This is a genomic window from Hydrogenophaga laconesensis (assembly GCF_031457235.1).
GTDB lineage: Bacteria > Pseudomonadota > Gammaproteobacteria > Burkholderiales > Burkholderiaceae_C > Hydrogenophaga > Hydrogenophaga laconesensis.
On sequence record NZ_JAVDWE010000007.1, the window covers coordinates 96,363 to 117,009 of the forward strand.

Below are 20,647 nucleotides of genomic sequence, written 5' to 3' on the forward strand. Positions count from 1 at the left end.
GTGCACCATGAACCGTCGTCAAATTCTCGCCTTGAGCCTGGGCTCCCTGGGGCTTGCCGCCTGTTCTGACAAGTCGGAGGCGCCCGCCGCCACCTTCACCGGCATCGATATCACCGGCGCCGACTACGCCACGGGGTTCTCGCTGACCGACCACAACGGCCAGCCGCGCACGCTGGCCGACTTCAAGGGCAAGGTGGTGGTGCTCTTCTTCGGTTTCACCCAGTGCCCCGATGTCTGCCCTACGTCGATGAGCGAAATGGCCGAGGCCAAGCGCCTGCTCGGCCCCGATGGCGACCGCCTGCAAGGCCTCTTCGTCAGTGTGGATCCCGAGCGCGACACGCCCGAGGTGATGAAGCAGTATGTGAGCCACTTCGATCCGAGTTTCCTCGCCCTCTACGCACCAGCCGACCAGCTGCCCGAGGTGGCCAAGAGCTTCAAGATCTACTACAAGAAGGTCCTGGGTGCTTCGACCACCAGCTACACCATGGACCACTCGGCCGGCAGCTACGTGTACGACCCGCAAGGGCGCATCCGCCTGTACAACCGTTATGGCAGTGGTGCGGCCGCGCTGGCCGGCGACGTGAAGAAGCTGCTCGCGGGCGCCTGAGCCTGGCGGCGCCTAAGTCCCGCCTAAGCGGGACGGCGCAGGATGCAGACGGGGCACTCCGCTGGAGTGCCCGGCACACCACGAGTCCGGAGAACACGCACCCATGAGGCTGTTGCTGGTCGAAGACGACACGATGATCGGCGAAGCCGTGCTCGATCTCTTGCGGGCGGAGCACTACGCGGTCGACTGGGTGCGCGATGGCGAGATGGCCTCGACGGCGGCGCAGGCCGAAGCTTACGACCTCATCCTGCTCGACCTGGGCCTGCCACGGCGTGACGGCCTGGACGTGCTGCGCGAGCTGCGTGCGCGCCGCAACCGCGTGCCCGTGCTGATTGCCACCGCTCGCGATTCCGTGCAGCAGCGCGTGCAGGGACTGGATGCCGGTGCCGACGACTACATCCTCAAACCCTACGATCTCGACGAACTGCTGGCGCGCATCCGCGCCCTGCTGCGCCGCGCGGCGGGCCGCGCCGAGCCCGTGTATGAACACCTGGGGGTGAGCATCAACACCGCAACGCGCGAGGTCATGGCGAACGGTGAGCCAGTGGTACTCTCGGCGCGCGAATGGGCTGTGCTCGAACCGCTGATCGCACGACCCGGCCGTGTGCTCTCCCGCGCGCAGCTCGAGGAAAAGCTCTACGGCTGGAAAGACGACGTGAGCAGCAACGCGGTGGAGGTCTACATCCACGGCGTGCGCAAGAAGCTGGGCGCCAGCCTGATCCAGAACGTGCGTGGCGTGGGCTACATGGTGCCCAAGGCATGAGCGAAGCAACGCGCCACGCCCCTCCCCGCCTGCCGCGAGGCATCGGAGTGAGGGGGCTGCCGTGAGGTGGCCGCGCCTGTCCACGCGTTCGCTGCGCACGCGCCTGATCGGCTTGTTGTTGCTGGCCATCGTGCTCGCGGCCGGGTTGCAGGCGGCCGTGGTCTACCGGCAGGCGCGCGCCGAAGCCGATGGCATCTTCGATTACCACATGGAACAGATGGCGCAGGCCTTGCGCGCGGGCGTGCTGCCGCCGGGCCTGCCGTCCGCGCCCGGCGAGCCCCCACCTTCGCCTGCGGAGGCGTTCGATTTTTTTGTGCAGATATGGACACCGGATGGCATCCGGGTGTTTCAGTCCGGCTCACGGGCGGCCTTGCCGCATCAGGCCATCCTGGGGTTCTCGAATATCGAGGTCGAAGGCACGCCCTACCGCGTGTATTCGATGCAGTCGAGAACGCAGGTGGTTCAGGTCGCGCAGGACCTGCGTCCCCGGCAGGCCATGGCGCGCGCGCTGGCCTGGCGCACGGTGCTGCCCATTGCCTGGATGGCGCCCTTGCTGATGCTGGTGGCCTGGGCCGTGGTCGGTGCGTCGCTCGCGCCCGTGGCGCGGGTGCGGCGGCAGGTGGCCGAGCGCGAGGCCGACGAACTGGGTGAGGTGAGCGAGGCGGGCTTGCCCGATGAGATCCGCCCGCTGGTGCACGAACTCAACCTGTTGTTCGGCCGGGTGCGGCAGGCTTTCGAGGCGCAGAAGCACTTCGTGGCCGAGGCCGCGCACGAGCTGCGTTCGCCGCTCGCCGCCTTGCGTCTGCAGGTGCAAGGCCTGCAACGCGCGCCGGATGACGCTGTGCGACAGCTTGCTGCACAACGGCTGCTGGCGGGCATCGACCGCGCCACCCGCCTGGTGGAACAGTTGCTGGTGCTCGCGCGGCAGCAGGCGCAGCCGTCCAGCGGTGAGCCCGCCGCGCCGGTGGAGCTGGCATCGCTTGCCGCGCAAGTGGTGGCCGAAGCCGCGCCGCAGGCTGTGGCGCGCCACATCGATCTGGGCCTGGGCGAGACGATGGCCGGGCAGGTGCGAGGCCACGCCGAACCGTTGCGCATTCTGTTGAACAACCTGGTCGACAACGCACTGAAGTACACGCCCGAAGGCGGCAAGGTGGACGTGACCGTGCGCCGCGAAGCCGGCTGGCTGGTGCTCGCGGTGGAAGACAGCGGACCTGGCATTTCCGAAGCCGACCGCGCGCGCGTGTTCGACCGCTTCTACCGTGTGCCGGGCACCGAAGCGACGGGCAGCGGGCTGGGCCTGGCCATCGCGAACGCCATCGCGCAACTGCACGGCGCTACCCTGGAGCTGGACCGCTCGCCCAGTCTCGGTGGCCTGCGCATCGCGTTGCGGCTGGCGGCGCTTTAAGAACCGTCTAACTCTGTGGGCTCATATTCAAGGACATGTTCAACCTGTCCTTGCTGAAGGAGCTCTCATGAAAACCCTGTCTCTCACCGCCTCGCGACTGGTGTTGTCCCTCGCGGCTGCGGGCATCGTCGGCGGCGCCAGCGTGGGCCTGGTTTCCGGCACACACGCGAGCGCGGCATCACCTGTGACCGCGCAGCAGGCTCCGATGGTGGCTGCGGCCGTCGTGCCCGATTTTTCGCAGATCGCGCAGCGCCATGGCGCTGCGGTGGTCAACATCAGCGTGATCGGCAAGGCCGGCGCGGAGGACGAGCAGCAAGCCGCCAGCCGCACGCCGCCCGGTATCGACCCGAACGATCCGTTCTTCGAATTCTTCAAGCGCTTCCAGGGCCCGGGCGGGCAGGGCGGCGGGCGCGAGGCGCCTTCGCGCGGACAGGGTTCGGGCTTCATCATCAGCCCCGATGGCCTGGTGCTGACCAACGCCCATGTCGTCCGCAACGCGCAACGTGTCACCGTCAAGCTCACGGATCGGCGCGAGTTCGTGGCCAAGGTGCTGGGCTCCGACCCCAAGACCGATGTGGCCGTGCTGCGCATCGACGCCAAGGACCTGCCCGTGGTCCCGCTGGGCAACACGAAAGACCTTAAGGTGGGTGAATGGGTGTTGGCCATTGGTTCGCCGTTCGGCTTCGAGAACAGCGTGACCGCTGGCGTGGTCAGCGCCAAGGGCCGCTCGCTGCCGGACGACAGCTTTGTGCCCTTCATCCAGACCGACGTGGCGGTCAACCCCGGCAACTCGGGTGGCCCGCTGTTCAACTCGCGTGGCGAGGTGGTGGGCATCAATTCGCAGATCTACAGCCGCACCGGCGGCTACCAGGGCCTGTCGTTCGCGATTCCCATGGAGACCGTGCTCAAGGTCAAGGACCAGATCGTGGCGCACGGCAAGGCCAGCCATGCACGGCTGGGTGTGGCGGTCCAGGAGGTGAATCAGACGCTGGCCGAGTCCTTCAAGCTGGACAAGCCCGAAGGTGCGCTCGTCTCGTCCGTGGAGCCGGAGAGCCCGGCCGCGAAGGCCGGCCTGCAGGTGGGCGACGTGATCCGCCAGATGGATGGGCAACCCATCGTGAGTTCCGGCGACCTGCCCGCCCTCATCGGCCAGGCGTTGCCTGGCGAGAAGGTGCGGCTGGACGTGTGGCGCCAGGGCAAACCGGTGGCGTTGACGGCGCAGCTGGGTGACGCAGCCGCCAAGACGGCCAAGGCGGCTGGCAATGAGAAGGCCACGGACCAGGGACGCCTCGGCCTGGCGCTGCGCCCTCTGGCGCCGCAGGAGCGGCGGGAGGCCGGCGTGGACGGCGGCCTGGTGGTCGAGGATGCCCAGGGGCCGGCGGCATTGGCCGGTGTGCAGCCGGGCGACGTGCTGCTGGCGGTCAACGGCGCGAAAGTGCAGAACGTGGAACAGGTGCGTGCGATGCTGGGCACATCCACCAAGTCGCTGGCGCTGCTCATCCAGCGCGACGGCACCCAGATCTTTGTGCCCGTTCCATTGGGTTGAATGGTTTCGGGTTGGGCACACAACGGCACCTTCGGGTGCCGTTTTTTTATGTCTGGTTCCCTGGCGCATTCGGTGAAACCCGCATGTGGTACTGGCAGGACATGGCGCAAAAAGGGAAACGTCTATCATCTCCGGCTGCCCTGCTGCGGCCGCCGGCCTGCCGTTTCCATCCCATGTCCACCCCTACCGAACCCTCTCGCGACGTGCATCCCGATGCCGCCACGCCCGACAACCCCATCGACGAAAACACCCGTGTGCCCCTGCGCGTCGAGGACTGGCTGACCGTCATTTCGATGGCGTTGCTGGCCCTGATCACCTTTGGCAACGTGATCGCGCGCTACTTCACCGACCAGTCGTTCGCCTGGACCGAGGAATTCTCGATCTTCCTCATGATCGTGCTCACTCTGGTGGCCAGCTCGGCAGCCGTGGCGCGGCACCGCCACATCCGCATCGAGTTCTTCGCCGATGCCGGCTCGCCGCGCCGCCGCCACCTGCTCGCTTTGTGGGGTGCGATGGCCATGGTGCTGCTGTTCCTGCTGATGGCCGTGCTGAGCGTGCGCATGGTGTGGGACCACTACGTCTACGAAGAGATCTCGCCGGGTCTGGGCCTGCCCCAGTGGTGGTATTCGATCTGGCTGCCCATCCTCTCGCTGGCCATCGCGCTGCGCGCACTGGGCCGCTTCAACCGACTGCGTCGCGCGGGAGCGCAGCCATGATCGCCGCGCTGCTGTTCCTGATGTTCCTCGGCGCCATGTTCGCCGGGGTGCCCATCGCCGCGGCGCTGGGCCTGGCCGGCGCGGCGGCCATCGCCATGGCGGACTTCAACTCCCAGTGGTTCGGCCTGCTGGCGGTACCGCAGAACTTCTATGCCGGCCTGGGCAAGTACCCGCTGCTGGCCATCCCGATGTTCGTGCTGGTCGGCTCCATCTTCGACCGCTCCGGCGTCGCGCTGCGGCTGGTGAACTTCGCCGTGGCCATCGTCGGGCGCGGCTCCGGCATGCTGCCGCTGGTGGCCATCGTCGTGGCCATGTTCCTGGGCGGCATTTCGGGTTCCGGCCCGGCCAACGCGGCGGCGGTGGGCGGCGTGATGATCGCGGCCATGGCACGCGCGGGCTACCCGGGTTCGTTCTCGGCCAGCGTGGTGGGGGCGGCGGCGGCCACGGACATTCTCATCCCGCCCTCGGTCGCCTTCATCATCTATTCGGTGCTGGTGCCCGGCGCCTCGGTGCCCGCGCTGTTTGCCGCCGGCATGGTGCCTGGCATCCTGGCCGGCATCGCGCTGATCGTGCCGGCCGTGTGGCTGGCCCGCAAACACAACATGGGCGCGCTCGAAGCCTCCATGCCGCGCCCGCCCTTCTGGAAGAGCCTGCGCGAAGCGCTGTGGGGCCTGGCTGCGCCGGTGCTCATTCTGGGTGGCATGCGTGCCGGCTGGTTCACGCCCACCGAAGCGGCCGTGGTGGCGGTGTTCTACGGCCTGTTCGTCGGCATGGTGGTGCACCGGACGATCGGCGTGCGCGATCTTTTTCCCATCCTGCGCGAGGCGGGCGAGCTCTCCGGCATCATCCTGCTGGTGGTGTCGCTGGCGGGCATCTTTGCGTTCTCCCTCTCCACACTGGGCGTGATCGACCCGGTGGCCAAGGCCATCGTGAATTCGGGTCTGGGCGAATATGGCGTGCTCTCGCTGCTGATCCTGCTGCTGATCACCGTGGGCATGTTCCTGGACGGCATCTCGATCTTCCTGATCTTCGTGCCGCTGCTCATGCCCATCATGCAGCACTACAACTGGGATCCGGTGTGGTTCGGCGTCATCCTCACGCTGAAGGTGGCGCTGGGCCAGTTCACGCCGCCGCTGGCGGTGAACCTCATGGTGTCGTGCCGCATCGCCGGTGTGCGCATGGAGTCCACCATCCGATGGGTCGGTCCCATGCTCCTGGCCATGTTCGTGGTCATGGTGCTGGTGATCGCCTTCCCGCAACTGGCGCTCTGGCTGCCCGCCAGGCTGGGCTACTGAGCTTTCGATTTCAACCAAGGAGACAAACGCATGAAACTTCGCACCTTCCTCACCACCGCGCTCACGGCCGCCGCACTGGCCGTCACCACCCACGGTTTCGCGCAGAGCACTGCCGCGTACAAGGCCGAGTACCGCATGTCGCTCGTGCTGGGCACGGCTTTCCCCTGGGGCAAGAGCGGCGAGATCTGGGCGAACCTGGTGCGCGAGCGCACGCAGGGCCGCATCAACTTCAAGCTGTACCCGGGCGTGTCACTGATCCAGGGCGACCAGACGCGCGAGTTCAGCGCGCTGCGTCAGGGTGTGATCGACCTCGCCGTGGGTTCGACCATCAACTGGTCGCCCCAGGTGCGCCAGCTCAACCTGTTCTCCATGCCTTTCCTGATGCCCGACTTCGCCGCCATCGACGCGCTGACCTCGGGTGAAGTGGGCGCGCAACTGTTCAAGGACATCGAGCGCGCCGGCGCCGTGCCGCTGGCCTGGGGCGAGAACGGCTACCGCGAGATTTCGAACTCCAAGCACGCCATCAAGACCCCGGCCGACCTGAAGGGCCTGAAGATCCGCGTGGTGGGCTCGCCGCTGTTCCTCGACACGTTTACCGCGCTGGGCGCGAATCCCACGCAGATGAGCTGGGCCGATGCACAGCCCGCCATGGCCAGCCGCGCCGTGGACGGCCAGGAGAACCCGCTGTCGGTGTTCCTCGCCGCCAAGCTGCCGTCGGTGGAACAGAAGCACCTCACGCTGTGGGGCTACGTGGCCGATCCGCTGATCTTCGTGGTGAACAAGGACGTGTGGGCCAGCTGGACCGAGGCCGACCGTGTCATCGTCAAGCAGGCCGCCATCGACGCCGGCAAGGAAGGCAAGGCACTGGCCCGCAAGGGCCTGGTGGAGCCCGGCAAGCCGCTGGTGAAACAACTCACCGACATGGGCGTGACCGTGACCGAGCTGACGGCGGAGCAGCGCGCCGAGTTCGTCAAGGTGACGCGCCCCGTGTACGACAAGTGGAAGACCCAGATTGGCGCGGACCTCGTGAACAAAGCCGAGAAGGCCGTGGCGGCAAGGAAGTAGAGAGGCACCCCCGCCGCGCTTCGCGCCACCCCCTCGAAGGGGCGATACCTGCGGTCCGGCGGGGCCGGTTCCGCGGTATCTCTGGACAAGCCACCTCGCTCGTGCGACGGTGGCTTTTTTCTCAGTCCACCTGAGCGCCGCTGAGTTTGACCATTCGCTGGTACTTCGAGCGTTCGCGTTTCATGAAGTCGTCGAACTGTTCGGGTGTGCTGGGCGCGGGTTCGGCCAGCAGCTGGGCGAAGCGCGTCTTGACCTCGGGGGAGTTCAGCGCGGCGTTGAAGGCGGCGTTGAGCTTGCGCACGGTGTCGGCAGGCGTGCCGGCGGGCGCGATCAGGCCCCACCAGGTGTCGATTTCGAAGCCGGGCAGGGTGGACGCCAGGGTCGGCACGTCGGGCATCACGCTGCTGCGCTGCGCGGTGGTGACCGCCAGCGCCTTGAGCTTGCCCGAGCGGATATTGGTCGCGGCGGTGGCGAGGTTGTCGATGTTGAAGTCCACCTGACCGGACAGCAGGCCGAGTTGCGCCGGGTTGCCGCCGTTGTAGGGAATGTGCACTGCGTAGATGCCGGCCTGGTTCTTCAGGAGTTCGCCCGCCAGATGGCCAGCGCTCCCATTGCCGCCCGAGCCGTAGTTGAGCTTGCCCGGGTTGGCCTTGCCGTAGGCGATGAGGTCTGCCACGGTGTTGATCTTCAGGCGCGCGGCGGTGTCGGCGTTCATCACCAGCACGTTGGGCACGCTCAGCATCTGCGTGATGGCCGCGAAGTCCTTGGCCGGGTCGTACGGCAGTTGCTTGAACAGCCAGGGGTTGATGCCGTGCGACGCCGTGGTGGCGATGCCCAGCGTGAGGCCGTCGGCCGGGGCCTTGGCCACCGCGGTCATGCCGATGTTGCCGCCCGCACCTGGCCGGTTTTCCACGATCACCGTGCCGAGCGTCCCCTTGACCGCTTCGGCCAGGATGCGGGCCGTCACGTCGATGGGACCACCCGCTGCGAACGGCACCACGATGCGCGTGGTGCTGGAGGCCTGTGCGCGGCCGAGCAGGGGCGCGGACAGCGCGGCGGCGGCCAGTGTGGACCGGGTGATCAGGGTGCGGCGGTTCAGCATGGTTGTCTCCTGTGGATGAAAAGGATCACAGTCAGAAGCACCAGGGAACCGGCTTTGCCGGGCCGCAGGTGCTACCCCCTTGAGGGGTATGCGGCTACACGAAGAGAGCAAGTGACGGGGGTCAGATTTTGTCGGCGGCACTGGTGAATGAGTCGGCGAAGAAGGCTTCTGCCGGCAGGCCGGCCTTCTCCACGTAGTCGCGCTGGGCCGATTCGACCACGATGGGCGCACCGCAGGCGTACACCTCGTGGCCGGAGAGGTCCGGGAAGTCCTCCAGCACGGCCTGGTGCACGAAGCCTGTGCGACCGCTCCAGGCGTCTTCGGGCAACGCATGGGAAATCACGGGTACGTAGCGCAGGTTTGGCATCTCGGCCAGGCGTGCTTCGAGCCAGGCGCTCTGGTACAGGTCGGCCGGGCGTCGGCCGCCCCAGTACAGCGTGGCCGGCCGCGTGATGCCCTTGAACTGCATGTGCTCGATGACGGCCTTGATCGGTGCGAAGCCGGTGCCCGAGGCGAGGAACACGATGGGCTTGTCGCTGTCTTCGCGCAGGAAGAAGCTGCCGTACGGCCCTTCGATGCGCAGGATGTCCTTTTCCTTCATGGTACCGAACACGTGATCGGTGAACTTGCCGCCGGGCATGTGGCGCAGGTGCAGCTCCAGCGCAGGCGCCGTGGCCTGCGTGTGCGGTGCGTTGGCCATGGAATAGCTGCGGCGGTCACCGTCTCGCAACAGGAATTCGACGTACTGGCCTGCGTGGTACTGAAAGGCGTCGCTCGCAGGCAGTTGCAGGCGCAGCACGACCACGTCGTGCGAGGCGCGCTCCATCGTGCTTACCCGCACCGGCATCTTCTTGATCGGGAAGGCACCGGCCTCGGTGACCTGGCGCGACTCGATCACCACATCGGTCTGGGCCACGCCGCAGCAGGTGAGCACGAAGCCGGCGGCTTCCTCGTCGGCGCTCAGTGCCTTGGGCTGGTGGGGCCCGTGCTTCACGGTGCCCGAGACCAGCTTGCATTTGCAGGATCCGCAGGCGCCGTCCTTGCAGCCATAGGGCAGGCCGATGCCCTGTCGGATGCCGGCGGCGAGCATGGACTCTTCGGGCTCGGCGGTGAAGGTGCGCCCACTGGGCTCGACGGAGATGGTGAATGTCATACTGGCACTTGTTGGACGGGATGGCCGACAGGGGAACGTCCCTGTGTGGCAACCCGGCATTGTCTCAAATCCGGATTTCGCATGGGTCTCCTTGGCGCTTTGCCCGCACGCTTCCGGCGTGAGCGGGTTCTCATCGTGGGCTGTGGCGACGTGGGTCAGCGCGCGGCGCGCGTTCTGAGCGGCGCGCAGCGCGTGCGCCTGCTGGCCCTCACGTCCAGCGCCGAGCGCGGCCCCGCCTTGCGGGCGCAGGGCATCACGCCGCTCCTGGGCAACCTGGACGACCCGCGCAGCCTGCGGCGGCTGTCCGGGCTGGCCACGCGCGTGCTGCACCTCGCCCCGCCGCCGTCCGGTGAACTGGTCGACTGGCGCCTGGACCCGCGCACGCGGGCGCTCACGCGCGCCCTGGCGCAGCGCTCACTGCCTGCCTCGGTGGTCTACGGGTCCACCACGGGCGTGTACGGCGACGCCGGCGGCCGCTGGATCGACGAGGGCACCCCCGCGAACCCGACAACGCCCCGCGCCTGGCGCCGGGTGGACGCGGAAGCCGCTGTGCATTGGCTGGGCCGCGCCACGGGCGTGCGCACCACGGTGCTGCGCGTTCCAGGGATCTACGCGCCCGACCGGACAGGCGGTACGCCGCGCGAGCGGCTGCTGCGTGGCACGCCGGTGCTGCGTGCGGAAGACGACGTCTACACGAACCATATCCATGCCGACGACCTCGCGCGGGCCTGCGTGCTCGCGCTCTGGCGTGGGCGCCCGCAGCGCAACGTGAACGTGGTGGACGACACGGAGCTCAAGATGGGCGACTACTTTGATCTGGCCGCCGATCTGTACGGAATGCCGCGCCCACCCCGCGTGGCGCGCGATGCTGCGGGTGACCAACTGCCATTGGTATTGCTGAGCTTCATGAGCGAATCACGTCGGATTCACAACGTGCGGATGAAGCGCGAGCTCGGTCTGCGCCTGCGCTATCCCAAGGTGGCAGACGGCCTTGTAGGAACCGCGCCCGCCTGATCGCCAGCAAAAAAGCCGTGCGGTGGGCGGCACGGCTTGGGCGGATGGTGCCCGGGGTCGGAATCGAACCGACACTCCTTTCGGAACCGGATTTTGAGTCCGGCGCGTCTACCAATTTCACCACCCGGGCAGGGAGCAGGGAGACTCGAAATTATGGCACAGTGGCGGGATGAACTACCCGACGATTGAAGACGCCATTGGCCGTACGCCGCTGGTCGCCCTGCAGCGCATCGGTGCCGCGGACAACAAGGCGCGCGGCAATGTGATCCTGGGCAAGCTGGAAGGCAACAACCCGGCGGGTTCGGTGAAAGACCGGCCCGCCGTCTCGATGATCAAACGCGCCGAGGAGCGCGGCGATATCCGGCCCGGCGACACGCTGATCGAGGCCACGTCGGGCAACACTGGCATTGCGCTGGCGATGGCGGCGGCCATCAAGGGCTATCGCATGGTGCTGATCATGCCGGAGGATCTGTCCATCGAGCGTGCGCAGACCATGAAGGCGTTCGGCGCCGAGCTCATCCTCACGTCCAAGAGCGGGGGTATGGAGTCCGCACGCGATCTGGCCGAGAAAATGCAGGCCGACGGCAAGGGCCGCGTGCTGGACCAGTTCGCCAATGCCGACAACCCGCGCATCCACTACGAAACCACCGGTCCTGAGCTGTGGGAACAGACGGGTGGGCGCATCACGCATTTCGTGAGCGCCATGGGCACCACCGGCACCATCACGGGCGTCTCGCGTTTCCTCAAGGAAAAGAATCCGGCGGTCCGCATCATCGGTGCGCAGCCCAGCGAGGGGTCGCGCATTCCGGGCATCCGCAAGTGGCCTACCGAGTACCTGCCCAAGATCTACGACCCCAGCACGGTGGACGAGCTGGTCTACGTCAGCCAGGGCGATGCGGAGGCCATGTGCCGGCAGCTCGCGCGTGAGGAGGGCATCTTTGCCGGCATCTCGGCGGCCGGCGCGTGCTGGGTGGCCCAGCAGATGGCCCGCCAGGTGGAGAACGCCACCATCGTGTTCGTGGTGTGCGACCGGGGTGACCGCTATCTTTCCACCGGTGTCTTCCCGGCCTGAGGCCTGCCGCGCTCCATGAGCACCGAGTTCCGGTTCTGCCCCACCTGTGCCACGCCTCTGGTCATGATCGGCCTGGAGGAGGACGGGGGCTTGACCCACCGCTTGCGTTGCGCGGCCTGCGGATTCACGCACTGGAACAACCCGACGCCGGTGCTGGCCGCCATCGTGGAGATGGACGGGCAGATCCTGCTGGCCCGTAACGCTGCTTGGCCCACCAAGATGTTCGGCCTGATCACTGGCTTCATGGAGGCGGGAGAGACGCCCGAGGACGGCATCCGGCGTGAGATCGCCGAGGAGACCTCGCTCGAAGTGGACTCGCTGGAACTGGTGGGCGTGCATGATTTCCAGCGCATGAACCAGGTCATCATCACCTACCACGCGCGTGCGCACGGCGAGGTCCGGCTGTCGCCCGAGCTGGCCGATTACCGGCTCTTGCGGCCCGGGCAGGTGCGTTGCTGGCGCGCCGGCACCGGCCTGGCGCTGGCGCAGTGGTTGCGCCAGCAGGGGCATGAGCCCGTGTTCATGGAAGACATACAACGAAAACCCGGCCCGCTGGAAGGCGCCGGCTAGCGGGTACCGGCCGCGCGCGGACTCCGTTCCGCGCGGCGGGCCGCTTAGAATGGCGACAACCCTGAATACCCCCCACCCCATGACTGCCGATAAAGAACTCGACGCCCGAGGCCTGAACTGCCCCCTGCCGATCCTCAAAGCCAAGAAGGCGCTGGCCGACATGCTCAGCGGCCAGACGCTCAAGGTGATCTCGACGGACGCCGGTTCCGTGCGCGATTTCCAGGCCTTTGCCAAGCAGACGGGCAACATGCTCATGCAGCAGGAAACCGTCGGCGGCGAACACATCACGCTCCTGAAGCGCCGCTGAAATCCAGCCGGCGCGATCCGCTTCCTTCCCGTCCCCAACGCGCCCACACCACACCACCATGGAAGTCCTGTTGCTTGATCCGCTCGTGCCCGAGGCGCTGGCCTGGTTGCAAGAGCGCCATGAGGTGAGTTTCCGGCCAGAGCTGGCCGACGACCCGGCGGAACTGCGCAAGAGCACCTACAAGACGCGCGCCATCGTGCTGCCGCCGCACGTGGTGGTGTCCAGCGAGTTCCTGGACTTTGCGCCCAAGCTCGAGATCGTCGCGCGCATGCAGATCTCCAGCGACAACACCGACCTGAACGCTTGCGCGCGGCGCAATGTGCGCGTGCTTCAGGCCCGCAGTGCCACGGTCCGCTCCAACGCGGAGTACCTGCTCTACGGCCTGCTCATGCTGTACCGCCGCGGCATGATCAGCGCGCTGCTGGGCCGCAAGATCGCCCAGGTTCGCATGGGCCGTGAGCTCTCCGGCAGCACCGTGGGTCTGCTGGGGCTGGCGCCGGTGGCCCACACGCTGGCGCCCATGCTGCGCAGTCTGGGTGTGCGGCTGCTCGGCTACGACCCCGCCGTGCACCACGCCGCCGACATCTGGGACAAGCTCAAGGTCGAGCCCGTGTCGCTGCAGGAACTGCTGAACCACTCGGATGCGATCTCGCTGCAGATGGTCTACGCCTCGCGCTTCCGTGGCTGGATCAACGAGCGCATGCTCAACCATTGCAAGCCTGGACAGCTCTGGGTGGGTGTGAGCCGCAGCTCGCTGTTTGACGCCGAAGCCCTGGCGCTGGCGCTCTGCGACGGCCGCATCGACGCCTGCCTGCTGGACGGTGCGAACCCGCAATTCGCGGCCGAAGGCACCCCGCTGCATGGCATTCCCAACCTGCACCTCACGCCGCGCCTGGGCTCCCACACCCGCGAGGCCAAACTGCGTGCCAGCTGGTACGTGGCGCACCGCATGCACGAGACCCTGTCGCCGGGTTCCATGCAGAACGAGAACCGCCTGAGCGATTTCTCGGCGCTCGACAACATCGACTACCAGGACACGACCAGCGATCCCCAGGCGGTTTCACCGTCACAGTGGAGTTCGATCGCCATGCACAGAGGGTGAGGGGCGTCACCCCCGCCGCGCTTTGCGCGGACCCCCCAAGAGGCGACACCAGAGGCCCGGCAAAGCCGGTTCCTCGGTGTCTACGGGCCTGGTACCTCAGGCGCTCAAACGGGCCAGTTGCTCGCGGACCTTGTCCAGCGTGGCGCTGAAGTCGGCCACGCGTTTCTTCTCCTGATCGATCACCGCCGGTGGCGCCTTGGCCACGAAGGCTTCGTTCGAGAGCTTGCCGTTGGCCTTGGTGATTTCGTTCTCCAGGCGCGCCGCCTCCTTGCCCAGGCGGGCCTTCTCGGCGGCAACGTCGATTTCCATGAAGAGGCACATGCGGGCCTCGCCCACCACCGCCACGGGGGCGGTTTGTGCGGCGGCGGCCCAGGCAGCCTCGTCTTCGAACACGCGCACTTCGTTCAGCTTGGCCAGCGCCTGCAGCACCGGGCCAGCGGCCCGCATGAAGGCCGTATCGCCCACCACGTAGAGCGGCAGTCGGGTGGCGGGCGAGACGTTCATCTCGCCGCGCAGCGTGCGGCAGGCATCGACCACCGATTTCAGCTTGGCGGCGTGTGCGATGGCGGCTTCGTCGATCTTGTTCGGCTGGCTCTCCGGGTAGCGCGCGATGCTGACGGACTCACCGGGCAGGCCGGCCACCGGCGCCACCTTCTGCCAGAGCTCTTCGGTGATGAAGGGGATGATCGGGTGCGCCAGCCGCAGGATCGCTTCCAGTGTGCGGATCAGCGTGCGGCGTGTGGCGCGCTGCTGTGACGCGTCGCCGGTCTGTATCTGCACCTTGGCGATCTCGAGGTACCAGTCGCAGAACTCGTTCCAGACGAAGTCGTAGATCGCGTTGGCGACGTTGTCGAGGCGGTACTCGGCAAAGCCCTTCGCAACTTCCGCTTCGACCTTCTGCAGCACCGAACTGATCCATCGGTCGGCCTGGCTGAACGACATGTAGTTGTGGAACGGCTGGCCCGGTGCGCACTCGGCCTTGGTGTGCTCCTTCAGGCCGCAGTCGTGGCCTTCGCAGTTCATGAGCACGAAGCGCGTGGCGTTCCAGAGCTTGTTGCAGAAGTTGCGGTAACCCTCGCAGCGCTTGCTGTCGAAGTTGATGCTGCGGCCCAGCGAGGCCAGTGCGGCGAAGGTGAAGCGCAGTGCGTCGGCACCGTAGGCGGGAATGCCTTCCGGGAATTCCTTCTCGGTCTGCTTGCGCACCTTGGGCGCGGTCTCGGGCTTGCGCAGGCCGGTGGTGCGCTTGTCCAGCAGTGGCGCCAGGGCGATGCCGTCGATCAGGTCCACCGGGTCGAGCACGTTGCCCTCGCTCTTGCTCATCTTCTGGCCCTGCGCGTCGCGCACCAGGCCGTGGATGTAGACGTGCTTGAACGGCACGCGGCCGGTGAAATGGGTCGTCATCATGATCATCCGGGCGACCCAGAAGAAGATGATGTCGTAGCCGGTCACAAGCACCGTGCTGGGCAGGTAGAGGTTGTAGTCCTCGGTCTCGCCATCCTTCTGGTCCGGCCAGCCCATGGTGCTGAAGGGCACGAGGGCGGAGGAGTACCACGTGTCGAGCACGTCGGGGTCGCGCGTGAGCGTCTTGCCCGGTGCCCTGGCCTGGGCCTCGGCTTCGCTGCGCGCCACGATCACGTTGCCGGCTTCGTCGTACCAGGCCGGAATCTGGTGGCCCCACCAGAGCTGGCGGCTGATGCACCAGTCCTGGATGTTGTTCATCCACTGGTTGTAGGTGTTGACCCAGTTCTCCGGCACGAAGCTCACCTGGCCCGAAGCGACGGCGTCGATGGCTTTCTGCGCGATGCTCTTGCCGGTGGGGTCTGACTCGCTGACCTTGCCCATGGCCACGAACCACTGGTCCGTCAGCATCGGTTCGATGACCTGGCCGGTGCGCGCGCAGCGTGGCACCATGAGCTTGTGTTTTTTCGTCTCCACCAGCAGGCCGGCGGCTTCCAGATCGGCCACCACCGCCTTGCGGGCCACGAAGCGGTCCATGCCGCGGTATTTGGCAGGCGCGTTCTCGTTGATGGCCGCGTCCAGCGTGAGCACGCCGATGATGGGCAGGCCGTGGCGCTGGCCGACGGCATAGTCGTTGTTGTCGTGCGCGGGCGTGACCTTGACCACACCGGTGCCGAACTCGCGGTCCACATACGCATCGGCGATCACGGGAATCTCACGGTCGCACAGCGGGAGCTGGACCATCTTGCCGATCAGGGCCGTGTAGCGTTCGTCTTCCGGATGCACCATCACCGCCACGTCGCCCAGCAGGGTCTCGGGTCGTGTGGTGGCCACGGTGAGCGCACCGCTGCCGTCGGCCAGCGGGTAGGCGATGTGCCAGAGGAAGCCGTCTTCCTCCTCGCTCTCCACTTCGAGGTCGGACACGGCGGTCTTGAGCACCGGGTCCCAGTTCACCAGGCGCTTGCCGCGGTAGATCAGGCCTTGCTCGTACAGGCGCACGAAGGTTTCGGTGACGACGGTACTCAGCTTGTCGTCCATGGTGAAGTACTCGCGGCCCCAATCCACGCTGTCGCCCATGCGGCGCATCTGCGTGGTGATGGTGTTGCCGCTCTGTTCTTTCCACTCCCAGACCTTGGCCACGAAGTTCTTGCGCGCCTCGGCAGGCGTCGGGCCCATGTCATGGCGGCTGATGCCCTGGGCCTGTAGCTGGCGCTCCACCACGATCTGGGTGGCGATGCCCGCGTGGTCGGTGCCGGGCACCCAGACCGTGTTCGCGCCCGCCATGCGGTGGTACCGCGTGAGACTGTCCATGATGGTCTGGTTGAACGCGTGGCCCATGTGCAGCGTGCCGGTCACGTTCGGTGGTGGCAGCTGGATCGCGAACGAGGGCGCGCCGGCCTGTGCAGAGCCGGTGCCGCGGAAGCCGGCGGCGCCGTAGCCACGCTTTTCCCATTCGGGGCCCCATCGGGCTTCCAGCGGTGCGGGTTCGAACGATTTGGCCAGGGATTGCAGGCCAGGCTGGTTCAGGGTGTCGGTCATGGGCGCGCCAAAAATGGGAACGGCATCCCGCAGGATGCCGTCTGGGAAAGAACCGCCGATTTTAGCGAGGCAGCTGCCGGGCGGCGTCGATGCAGGCTTTCAGCACCCCCGTGTCGCCGATCTGGTTGGCCAGCAGCAGGATCAGGCGGGCATTGAGCAGTTCGCTGTCTTCGCGGCTGAGGCCGACGTGGGCGTCCAGCAGGTGCTCGTAGAACGCGTCGGCGTCCTGGAAATTCAGGTTCTGTTTCATGGCGTGTCTCCGCGCAAGCCGAGGGAACGTTCGATGGCTGTGACCAGCCGGGCGTTGATGGCATCGCCCGTGGCGGCAAGGTAGCCGTCGGGCCGCACCAGCGCCCATGCGTTGCCCGACACCTGGCAGGCGCCCTGCAGGTGGCCTTGTGGGTCGCGCACGTGCTCCGTTGCCTGGGCGGCATCCCGGACACCCAGCACCTGCACGCTGCGCACGGGCGCGTCGAGGCAGAGCCGACGCAGGCGCTGCAGCGAGGCGGGCGTGGCCTCACCGAACACCAGCACAAGCAGGTCGCCCTCGACCCAGTTCAGCAGGTCATTGACCCGCCCGGCGCTGCCGTCGGCCCAGCAGAACGACACGTTCTGCACCGACTGGCCCGCCGCGCTGCCGGCCGCGTAGGTGCAGGCGCCCGAGCGGCTGTAGGGGTTGGCCACCGCCATTCGGCCGGTGTTGATGAGGCTGCGCGCGAACGGGTACTGTTTGGCCAGCCCGATCGCGGCGTGGCGGAACACGCGCTCGGCACCGTCGGCCGGGCGCAGGAAACGGGCCGTGCGGTTGGTGACGCAGACGTTCTGCTGTGCGGCTTCCAGGCGCTCGTCGTGGTAGCTCTGCAGCAGGGCGACATCGGCCTTGCCGCGCAGCACGGCGGCGAGCTTCCAGGCCAGGTTGTCGGCGTCGGCCACGCCGGTGTTGCCGCCGCGCGCGCCGAAGGGGCTGACCACTTTGGCCGAATCCCCCATCAGGAACACGCGGCCATGCCGCATGGCGTGCACGCATTCGCTGCGGTAGGCGTAGGGGCCGACCCAGACGATCTCGACACCCACGTCGGACCCGAACTGGCGTGCGAGGCGTTCGCGCACCACATCCTCGCGGCTCACGTAGGCTGGGTCGGCGTTGGGCGCCATCTGGTAGTCGATGCGCCAGACGTCATCGGCCATGAGGTGCTGCCAGACGGCGCGGTTCTCGTTGAACGGGGCTTCGATCCAGGTGTGGCGTTCGACCGGCGGGTGCTCGGTGAAGCGCACATCGGCGATGCACCAGCGGTCGTCGCCTCGCCGCGAATCGAAGGGCACGGCCAGCCATTTGCGCAGGGGGCTGACGGAGCCGGTGGCGTCGATCACGTGCTCGGCCTCCATGCGGTAGGTGCCGGCGGGGGTTTCCACGGTGAGGGTCGCGCACTCGGCGTTCTGTTCGAAGGCGGTGAGGCGGTTCTGCCAGCGCAGCTCGACGCCCCCCAGTTGCTGGATACGGTCAACCAGGAAGGCTTCGATGTAGAACTGCTGGATGTTGATGAAGGGGGGCTGGCTGGAGAGGTGGAAGTTGCCTTGCTGGCGCAGGTCGAAGCTGTAGACCTCGTCGTCGCCCGCGAAGGTGCGGCCCACGCTCCACTGTGTGCCTTTGGCTGCGATGCGTTCGAAGATGCCGAGGCGCTCGAAGATTTCCAGGGACTTCTGCGTGTAGCAGATGCCGCGTGAAGACGCGCCCTTGACGCCGACGGTGTTGTCTTCGTCGAGCAGCACGGCGCGCACGCCCAGTCGGGCGAGGGAGCAGGCCATGGTGAGGCCGGTGATGCCTCCGCCGACGATGACGATGGGGTGGCGTACCAGGGGGCCACCCTGCAGTTCAGGTGGCGGCACGAAGTCGTATTCGGGCAGCACGTAGCCGGCACCGCTGGTGAACTCGTAGTTGTTCGTGAGGGCTGTGTCGCGGTATGCCGTTGCTGACATGCATCGCTCCTTAGTGGGTTGTCTTCATGTTTTTTCTGGGTAGACCTCGCGGGTTCGGTGCTGCGTGGCGCTCTGCTCCGCGAATGCCCCCCGGCGGCGGGAGGCCGCCTTCTCCTTTATTTCGCTGCGCAGAGCGCCACGCATCACCGAACCGAAGGCACCCGTGGTTTGCAGCCGTTGCGTGCCAGGAGGTGGGCGGAAGCGAGGGGCCGGGGGCGCAGCGAAATAAAGGAGGAGAGGCGGCGAAGCCGACTCGGGGGACATTCGCGGAGCCCCCGGCCCCTCGCTTCGGTCCACCGGAGCCTCGCCAACGCCAAAAGACTCAAGCCTTGACGCGCCCCGCCACCTCAGGTCGATCGTTTTGCTGCGGCTTGAGCGGCGCAGCGCTCTTGCCTTCTGCCCGTTCTTTGCGCCACTCTTCCTTGCGCGCTGTCCACTCGGCCAGCCGCGCGTGCGCCGTCTTGCTTTCCTTGAGCATCTCGAACTCGTCCGCCAGCTGCGCGGTCAGCTCCAGGCGGATGCCGTTCGGGTCGAAGAAATAGATGCTCTTGAAGATGTGGTGGTCGGTCACGCCCAGCACCTCGATGCCACTGGCCTCCAGGCGCGCCTTCGTGTTCTCCAGCTCTTCCACCGTGTCCACCCGGAAACTGATGTGGTTCACCCACTTCGGCGTGTTCGGGCTCGGCAAGGCCGCCTCGTCGTCGCCCAGGTCGAAGAAGGCAATGAAAGAGCCATCCTGCAGGCGGAAGAAGAAGTGCGTGTACGGGCAATATTCGCCCGTGCTCGGCACGTAGTCGCTCTGGATGATGTGGTACAGCGGCAGGCCCAGGATGTCCTCGTAGAACCGTCGCGTTTCCTCCGCATCCTTCGCGCGGTAGGCGTAGTGGTGCAACTGCTGGATCGGTGCTGGCGGGGGCAGGGTGGCGGTGGTCGGCATGTCGGTCTCCTGTGTGGCGAAAGCGGGCCTTGTGATTCACCATTATGCAACGCATTTCCCTTATCGTAATTGAATAGGCCTGCGCTGCGCTCCAGTTTGAGCGTTTCCGGGCCGGGTGTCGACGCCGTTGAGCCTGCTGCGCCGATGGTGATAATCGAAGCTTCACCCCCCGCCAGAAACCCGATCTTCGAGCCGCGCAACTCCGGTTGCGCGGAGATGCCCTTTTCCAGCATGCTTTTCCTGATCTCGCCTGCCAAGGCCCTCGACTACGAGACCCCGCCGCATGTGGCCACCCACACCCAGCCCCTTTTCGTGAAGCACTCCGCCGAGCTCATCGATGTGTTGCGCGAGAAGTCGCCGCTGCAGATCGGCGAGCTCATGGACCTGTCGGACGCGCTGTCGGGCCTGAATGTGGCGCGATACCAGGCCTGGCGGCCGAAGTTCACCGCGAAGAACGCCAAACAGGCCGTGCTTGCCTTCGACGGCGACGTGTACGGCGGTCTGGATGCGAAGACCCTTGGGGAGAGCGAGCTGGACTGGTTGCAGCAGCACCTGTGCATCCTCAGCGGGCTGTATGGCGTGTTGCGGCCGCTGGACTGGATGCAGCCCTACCGGCTTGAAATGGGCACGCGCCTCAAGACCGCACGGGGCAAGAACCTCTACGAATTCTGGGGAAGCCAGATCGCCGAATACCTCAACCAGCGCGCCCAGGCCGATCTGAGCCCGGTGGTCATCAACCTCGCCAGCGAGGAATACTTCAAGGCTGTGAACCGCAAGGCGCTGGTGCCGCGCGTGGTCACCTGTGCCTTCGAGGAGCGCAAGGGCGATGGCTACAAGGTCATCAGCTTCATGGCCAAGCGCGCGCGCGGCCTGATGGTGCGCTATGCGGTGACGCACCGTGTCACCACGCCCGAGCAACTCAAGGGCTTCGACCTCGAGGGTTACCGTTTCGTGCCCGCGGTGTCTTCCACCGACAGGCTGGTGTTCCGCCGAGAACAACCCAAGCCCTGAGGCCCGTC

The 20,647-nt window shown here is 66.8% G+C and carries 19 protein-coding genes and 1 tRNA gene; 13 read left to right on the top strand and 7 right to left on the bottom strand.

All coding sequences use genetic code 11. The annotated features are described in order from the left end of the window. Positions 1 to 7 precede the first annotated feature (7 nt). The 7 genes from J2X09_RS13765 to J2X09_RS13795 all read left to right on the top strand — a co-directional run bounded on the left by J2X09_RS13765 (position 8) and on the right by J2X09_RS13795 (position 7,397). Positions 8 to 607 (top strand): SCO family protein, encoded by a 600-nt coding sequence (locus J2X09_RS13765; RefSeq protein WP_204734085.1) that lies wholly within the window; start codon positions 8 to 10, stop codon positions 605 to 607. Positions 608 to 710: 103 nt separating this feature from the next. Continuing rightward, the gene (locus tag J2X09_RS13770) at positions 711 to 1,370 is read left to right on the top strand and encodes a response regulator transcription factor (RefSeq protein ID WP_204734084.1); all 660 of its coding nucleotides are present in this window, start codon (positions 711 to 713) and stop codon (positions 1,368 to 1,370) included. A 61-nt stretch (positions 1,371 to 1,431) separates the two neighbouring features. Then, positions 1,432 to 2,775 carry an ATP-binding protein gene (locus J2X09_RS13775; protein WP_310308535.1) on the top strand — a complete coding sequence of 448 codons (1,344 nt, stop codon included), beginning with the start codon at positions 1,432 to 1,434 and terminating at the stop codon, positions 2,773 to 2,775. Between the two features lie 67 nt (positions 2,776 to 2,842). Then, the gene (locus J2X09_RS13780; protein ID WP_204734083.1) at positions 2,843 to 4,321 is read left to right on the top strand and encodes a Do family serine endopeptidase; all 1,479 of its coding nucleotides are present in this window, start codon (positions 2,843 to 2,845) and stop codon (positions 4,319 to 4,321) included. A gap of 173 nt (positions 4,322 to 4,494) precedes the next feature. After that, complete coding sequence (locus J2X09_RS13785) at positions 4,495 to 5,037, top strand: TRAP transporter small permease (RefSeq protein WP_204734082.1); 543 nt, start codon at positions 4,495 to 4,497, stop codon at positions 5,035 to 5,037. Continuing rightward, positions 5,034 to 6,332 carry a TRAP transporter large permease gene (locus tag J2X09_RS13790; RefSeq protein ID WP_204734081.1) on the top strand — a complete coding sequence of 433 codons (1,299 nt, stop codon included), beginning with the start codon at positions 5,034 to 5,036 and terminating at the stop codon, positions 6,330 to 6,332. Before J2X09_RS13785 ends, J2X09_RS13790 begins: the two co-directional genes overlap by 4 nt. A gap of 30 nt (positions 6,333 to 6,362) precedes the next feature. After that, entirely contained in the window at positions 6,363 to 7,397 is a 1,035-nt protein-coding gene (locus tag J2X09_RS13795; RefSeq protein WP_204734080.1) for a DctP family TRAP transporter solute-binding subunit, read from the top strand. 121 nt (positions 7,398 to 7,518) lie between these two features. On the opposite strand, the gene J2X09_RS13800 is transcribed toward J2X09_RS13795, so the two are convergent. Together J2X09_RS13800 and J2X09_RS13805 are read right to left on the bottom strand one after the other, a co-directional pair. Continuing rightward, positions 7,519 to 8,499 (bottom strand): Bug family tripartite tricarboxylate transporter substrate binding protein, encoded by a 981-nt coding sequence (locus J2X09_RS13800; protein ID WP_204734079.1) that lies wholly within the window; start codon positions 8,497 to 8,499, stop codon positions 7,519 to 7,521. A 121-nt stretch (positions 8,500 to 8,620) separates the two neighbouring features. Continuing rightward, the gene (locus J2X09_RS13805; RefSeq protein ID WP_204734078.1) at positions 8,621 to 9,652 is read right to left on the bottom strand and encodes a CDP-6-deoxy-delta-3,4-glucoseen reductase; all 1,032 of its coding nucleotides are present in this window, start codon (positions 9,650 to 9,652) and stop codon (positions 8,621 to 8,623) included. An 81-nt stretch (positions 9,653 to 9,733) separates the two neighbouring features. Between J2X09_RS13805 and J2X09_RS13810 the strand changes: the two genes are divergently transcribed. Beyond that, positions 9,734 to 10,666, top strand: coding sequence for an SDR family oxidoreductase (locus J2X09_RS13810; RefSeq protein WP_204734077.1), 933 nt, complete (start codon positions 9,734 to 9,736; stop codon positions 10,664 to 10,666). Between the two features lie 45 nt (positions 10,667 to 10,711). Here the strand turns inward: J2X09_RS13810 and J2X09_RS13815 are convergent. Beyond that, positions 10,712 to 10,796 (bottom strand) — tRNA-Leu (locus J2X09_RS13815). A 39-nt stretch (positions 10,797 to 10,835) separates the two neighbouring features. Between J2X09_RS13815 and cysM the strand changes: the two genes are divergently transcribed. From cysM to J2X09_RS13835, 4 genes are all read left to right on the top strand, one after another. Next, positions 10,836 to 11,738 carry a cysteine synthase CysM gene (gene cysM / locus J2X09_RS13820; protein WP_204734076.1) on the top strand — a complete coding sequence of 301 codons (903 nt, stop codon included), beginning with the start codon at positions 10,836 to 10,838 and terminating at the stop codon, positions 11,736 to 11,738. 15 nt (positions 11,739 to 11,753) lie between these two features. Beyond that, a complete protein-coding gene (locus J2X09_RS13825; RefSeq protein WP_204734075.1) occupies positions 11,754 to 12,308 on the top strand; it encodes an NUDIX domain-containing protein in 555 nt (184 codons plus the stop codon). A 79-nt stretch (positions 12,309 to 12,387) separates the two neighbouring features. Next, entirely contained in the window at positions 12,388 to 12,615 is a 228-nt protein-coding gene (locus J2X09_RS13830; protein ID WP_204734074.1) for a sulfurtransferase TusA family protein, read from the top strand. Between the two features lie 58 nt (positions 12,616 to 12,673). Continuing rightward, entirely contained in the window at positions 12,674 to 13,717 is a 1,044-nt protein-coding gene (locus tag J2X09_RS13835; protein WP_204734073.1) for an NAD(P)-dependent oxidoreductase, read from the top strand. A 96-nt stretch (positions 13,718 to 13,813) separates the two neighbouring features. On the opposite strand, the gene J2X09_RS13840 is transcribed toward J2X09_RS13835, so the two are convergent. From J2X09_RS13840 to J2X09_RS13855, 4 genes are all read right to left on the bottom strand, one after another. Further along, positions 13,814 to 16,714, bottom strand: a complete 2,901-nt coding sequence (locus J2X09_RS13840) for a valine--tRNA ligase (RefSeq protein WP_204734072.1) — start codon at positions 16,712 to 16,714, stop codon at positions 13,814 to 13,816. A gap of 61 nt (positions 16,715 to 16,775) precedes the next feature. Further along, positions 16,776 to 16,964, bottom strand: coding sequence for a DUF2783 domain-containing protein (locus J2X09_RS13845; protein WP_204734071.1), 189 nt, complete (start codon positions 16,962 to 16,964; stop codon positions 16,776 to 16,778). Beyond that, positions 16,961 to 18,691, bottom strand: coding sequence for an FAD-dependent oxidoreductase (locus tag J2X09_RS13850; protein WP_204734070.1), 1,731 nt, complete (start codon positions 18,689 to 18,691; stop codon positions 16,961 to 16,963). The genes J2X09_RS13845 and J2X09_RS13850 overlap by 4 nt, the downstream gene beginning before the upstream one ends. 322 nt (positions 18,692 to 19,013) lie before the next feature. Beyond that, entirely contained in the window at positions 19,014 to 19,628 is a 615-nt protein-coding gene (locus J2X09_RS13855) for a VOC family protein (protein ID WP_204734069.1), read from the bottom strand. Positions 19,629 to 19,859: 231 nt separating this feature from the next. On the opposite strand from J2X09_RS13855, the gene yaaA reads away from it, so the two are divergent. Further along, positions 19,860 to 20,639, top strand: coding sequence for a peroxide stress protein YaaA (gene yaaA / locus J2X09_RS13860; protein ID WP_204734068.1), 780 nt, complete (start codon positions 19,860 to 19,862; stop codon positions 20,637 to 20,639). Positions 20,640 to 20,647 lie beyond the last annotated feature (8 nt).

Coding starts and splice junctions, on each gene's coding strand:
- J2X09_RS13855 (WP_204734069.1), bottom strand. CDS start 19,628: ATGCCGACCACCGCCACCCTGCCCCCGCCAGCACCGATCCAGCAGTTG.
- J2X09_RS13800 (WP_204734079.1), bottom strand. CDS start 8,499: ATGCTGAACCGCCGCACCCTGATCACCCGGTCCACACTGGCCGCCGCC.
- J2X09_RS13790 (WP_204734081.1), top strand. CDS start 5,034: ATGATCGCCGCGCTGCTGTTCCTGATGTTCCTCGGCGCCATGTTCGCC.
- J2X09_RS13785 (WP_204734082.1), top strand. CDS start 4,495: ATGTCCACCCCTACCGAACCCTCTCGCGACGTGCATCCCGATGCCGCC.
- J2X09_RS13850 (WP_204734070.1), bottom strand. CDS start 18,691: ATGTCAGCAACGGCATACCGCGACACAGCCCTCACGAACAACTACGAG.
- yaaA (WP_204734068.1), top strand. CDS start 19,860: ATGCTTTTCCTGATCTCGCCTGCCAAGGCCCTCGACTACGAGACCCCG.
- J2X09_RS13765 (WP_204734085.1), top strand. CDS start 8: ATGAACCGTCGTCAAATTCTCGCCTTGAGCCTGGGCTCCCTGGGGCTT.
- J2X09_RS13780 (WP_204734083.1), top strand. CDS start 2,843: ATGAAAACCCTGTCTCTCACCGCCTCGCGACTGGTGTTGTCCCTCGCG.
- J2X09_RS13835 (WP_204734073.1), top strand. CDS start 12,674: ATGGAAGTCCTGTTGCTTGATCCGCTCGTGCCCGAGGCGCTGGCCTGG.
- J2X09_RS13825 (WP_204734075.1), top strand. CDS start 11,754: ATGAGCACCGAGTTCCGGTTCTGCCCCACCTGTGCCACGCCTCTGGTC.
- J2X09_RS13795 (WP_204734080.1), top strand. CDS start 6,363: ATGAAACTTCGCACCTTCCTCACCACCGCGCTCACGGCCGCCGCACTG.
- cysM (WP_204734076.1), top strand. CDS start 10,836: ATGAACTACCCGACGATTGAAGACGCCATTGGCCGTACGCCGCTGGTC.
- J2X09_RS13770 (WP_204734084.1), top strand. CDS start 711: ATGAGGCTGTTGCTGGTCGAAGACGACACGATGATCGGCGAAGCCGTG.
- J2X09_RS13845 (WP_204734071.1), bottom strand. CDS start 16,964: ATGAAACAGAACCTGAATTTCCAGGACGCCGACGCGTTCTACGAGCAC.
- J2X09_RS13830 (WP_204734074.1), top strand. CDS start 12,388: ATGACTGCCGATAAAGAACTCGACGCCCGAGGCCTGAACTGCCCCCTG.
- J2X09_RS13810 (WP_204734077.1), top strand. CDS start 9,734: ATGGGTCTCCTTGGCGCTTTGCCCGCACGCTTCCGGCGTGAGCGGGTT.
- J2X09_RS13840 (WP_204734072.1), bottom strand. CDS start 16,714: ATGACCGACACCCTGAACCAGCCTGGCCTGCAATCCCTGGCCAAATCG.
- J2X09_RS13805 (WP_204734078.1), bottom strand. CDS start 9,652: ATGACATTCACCATCTCCGTCGAGCCCAGTGGGCGCACCTTCACCGCC.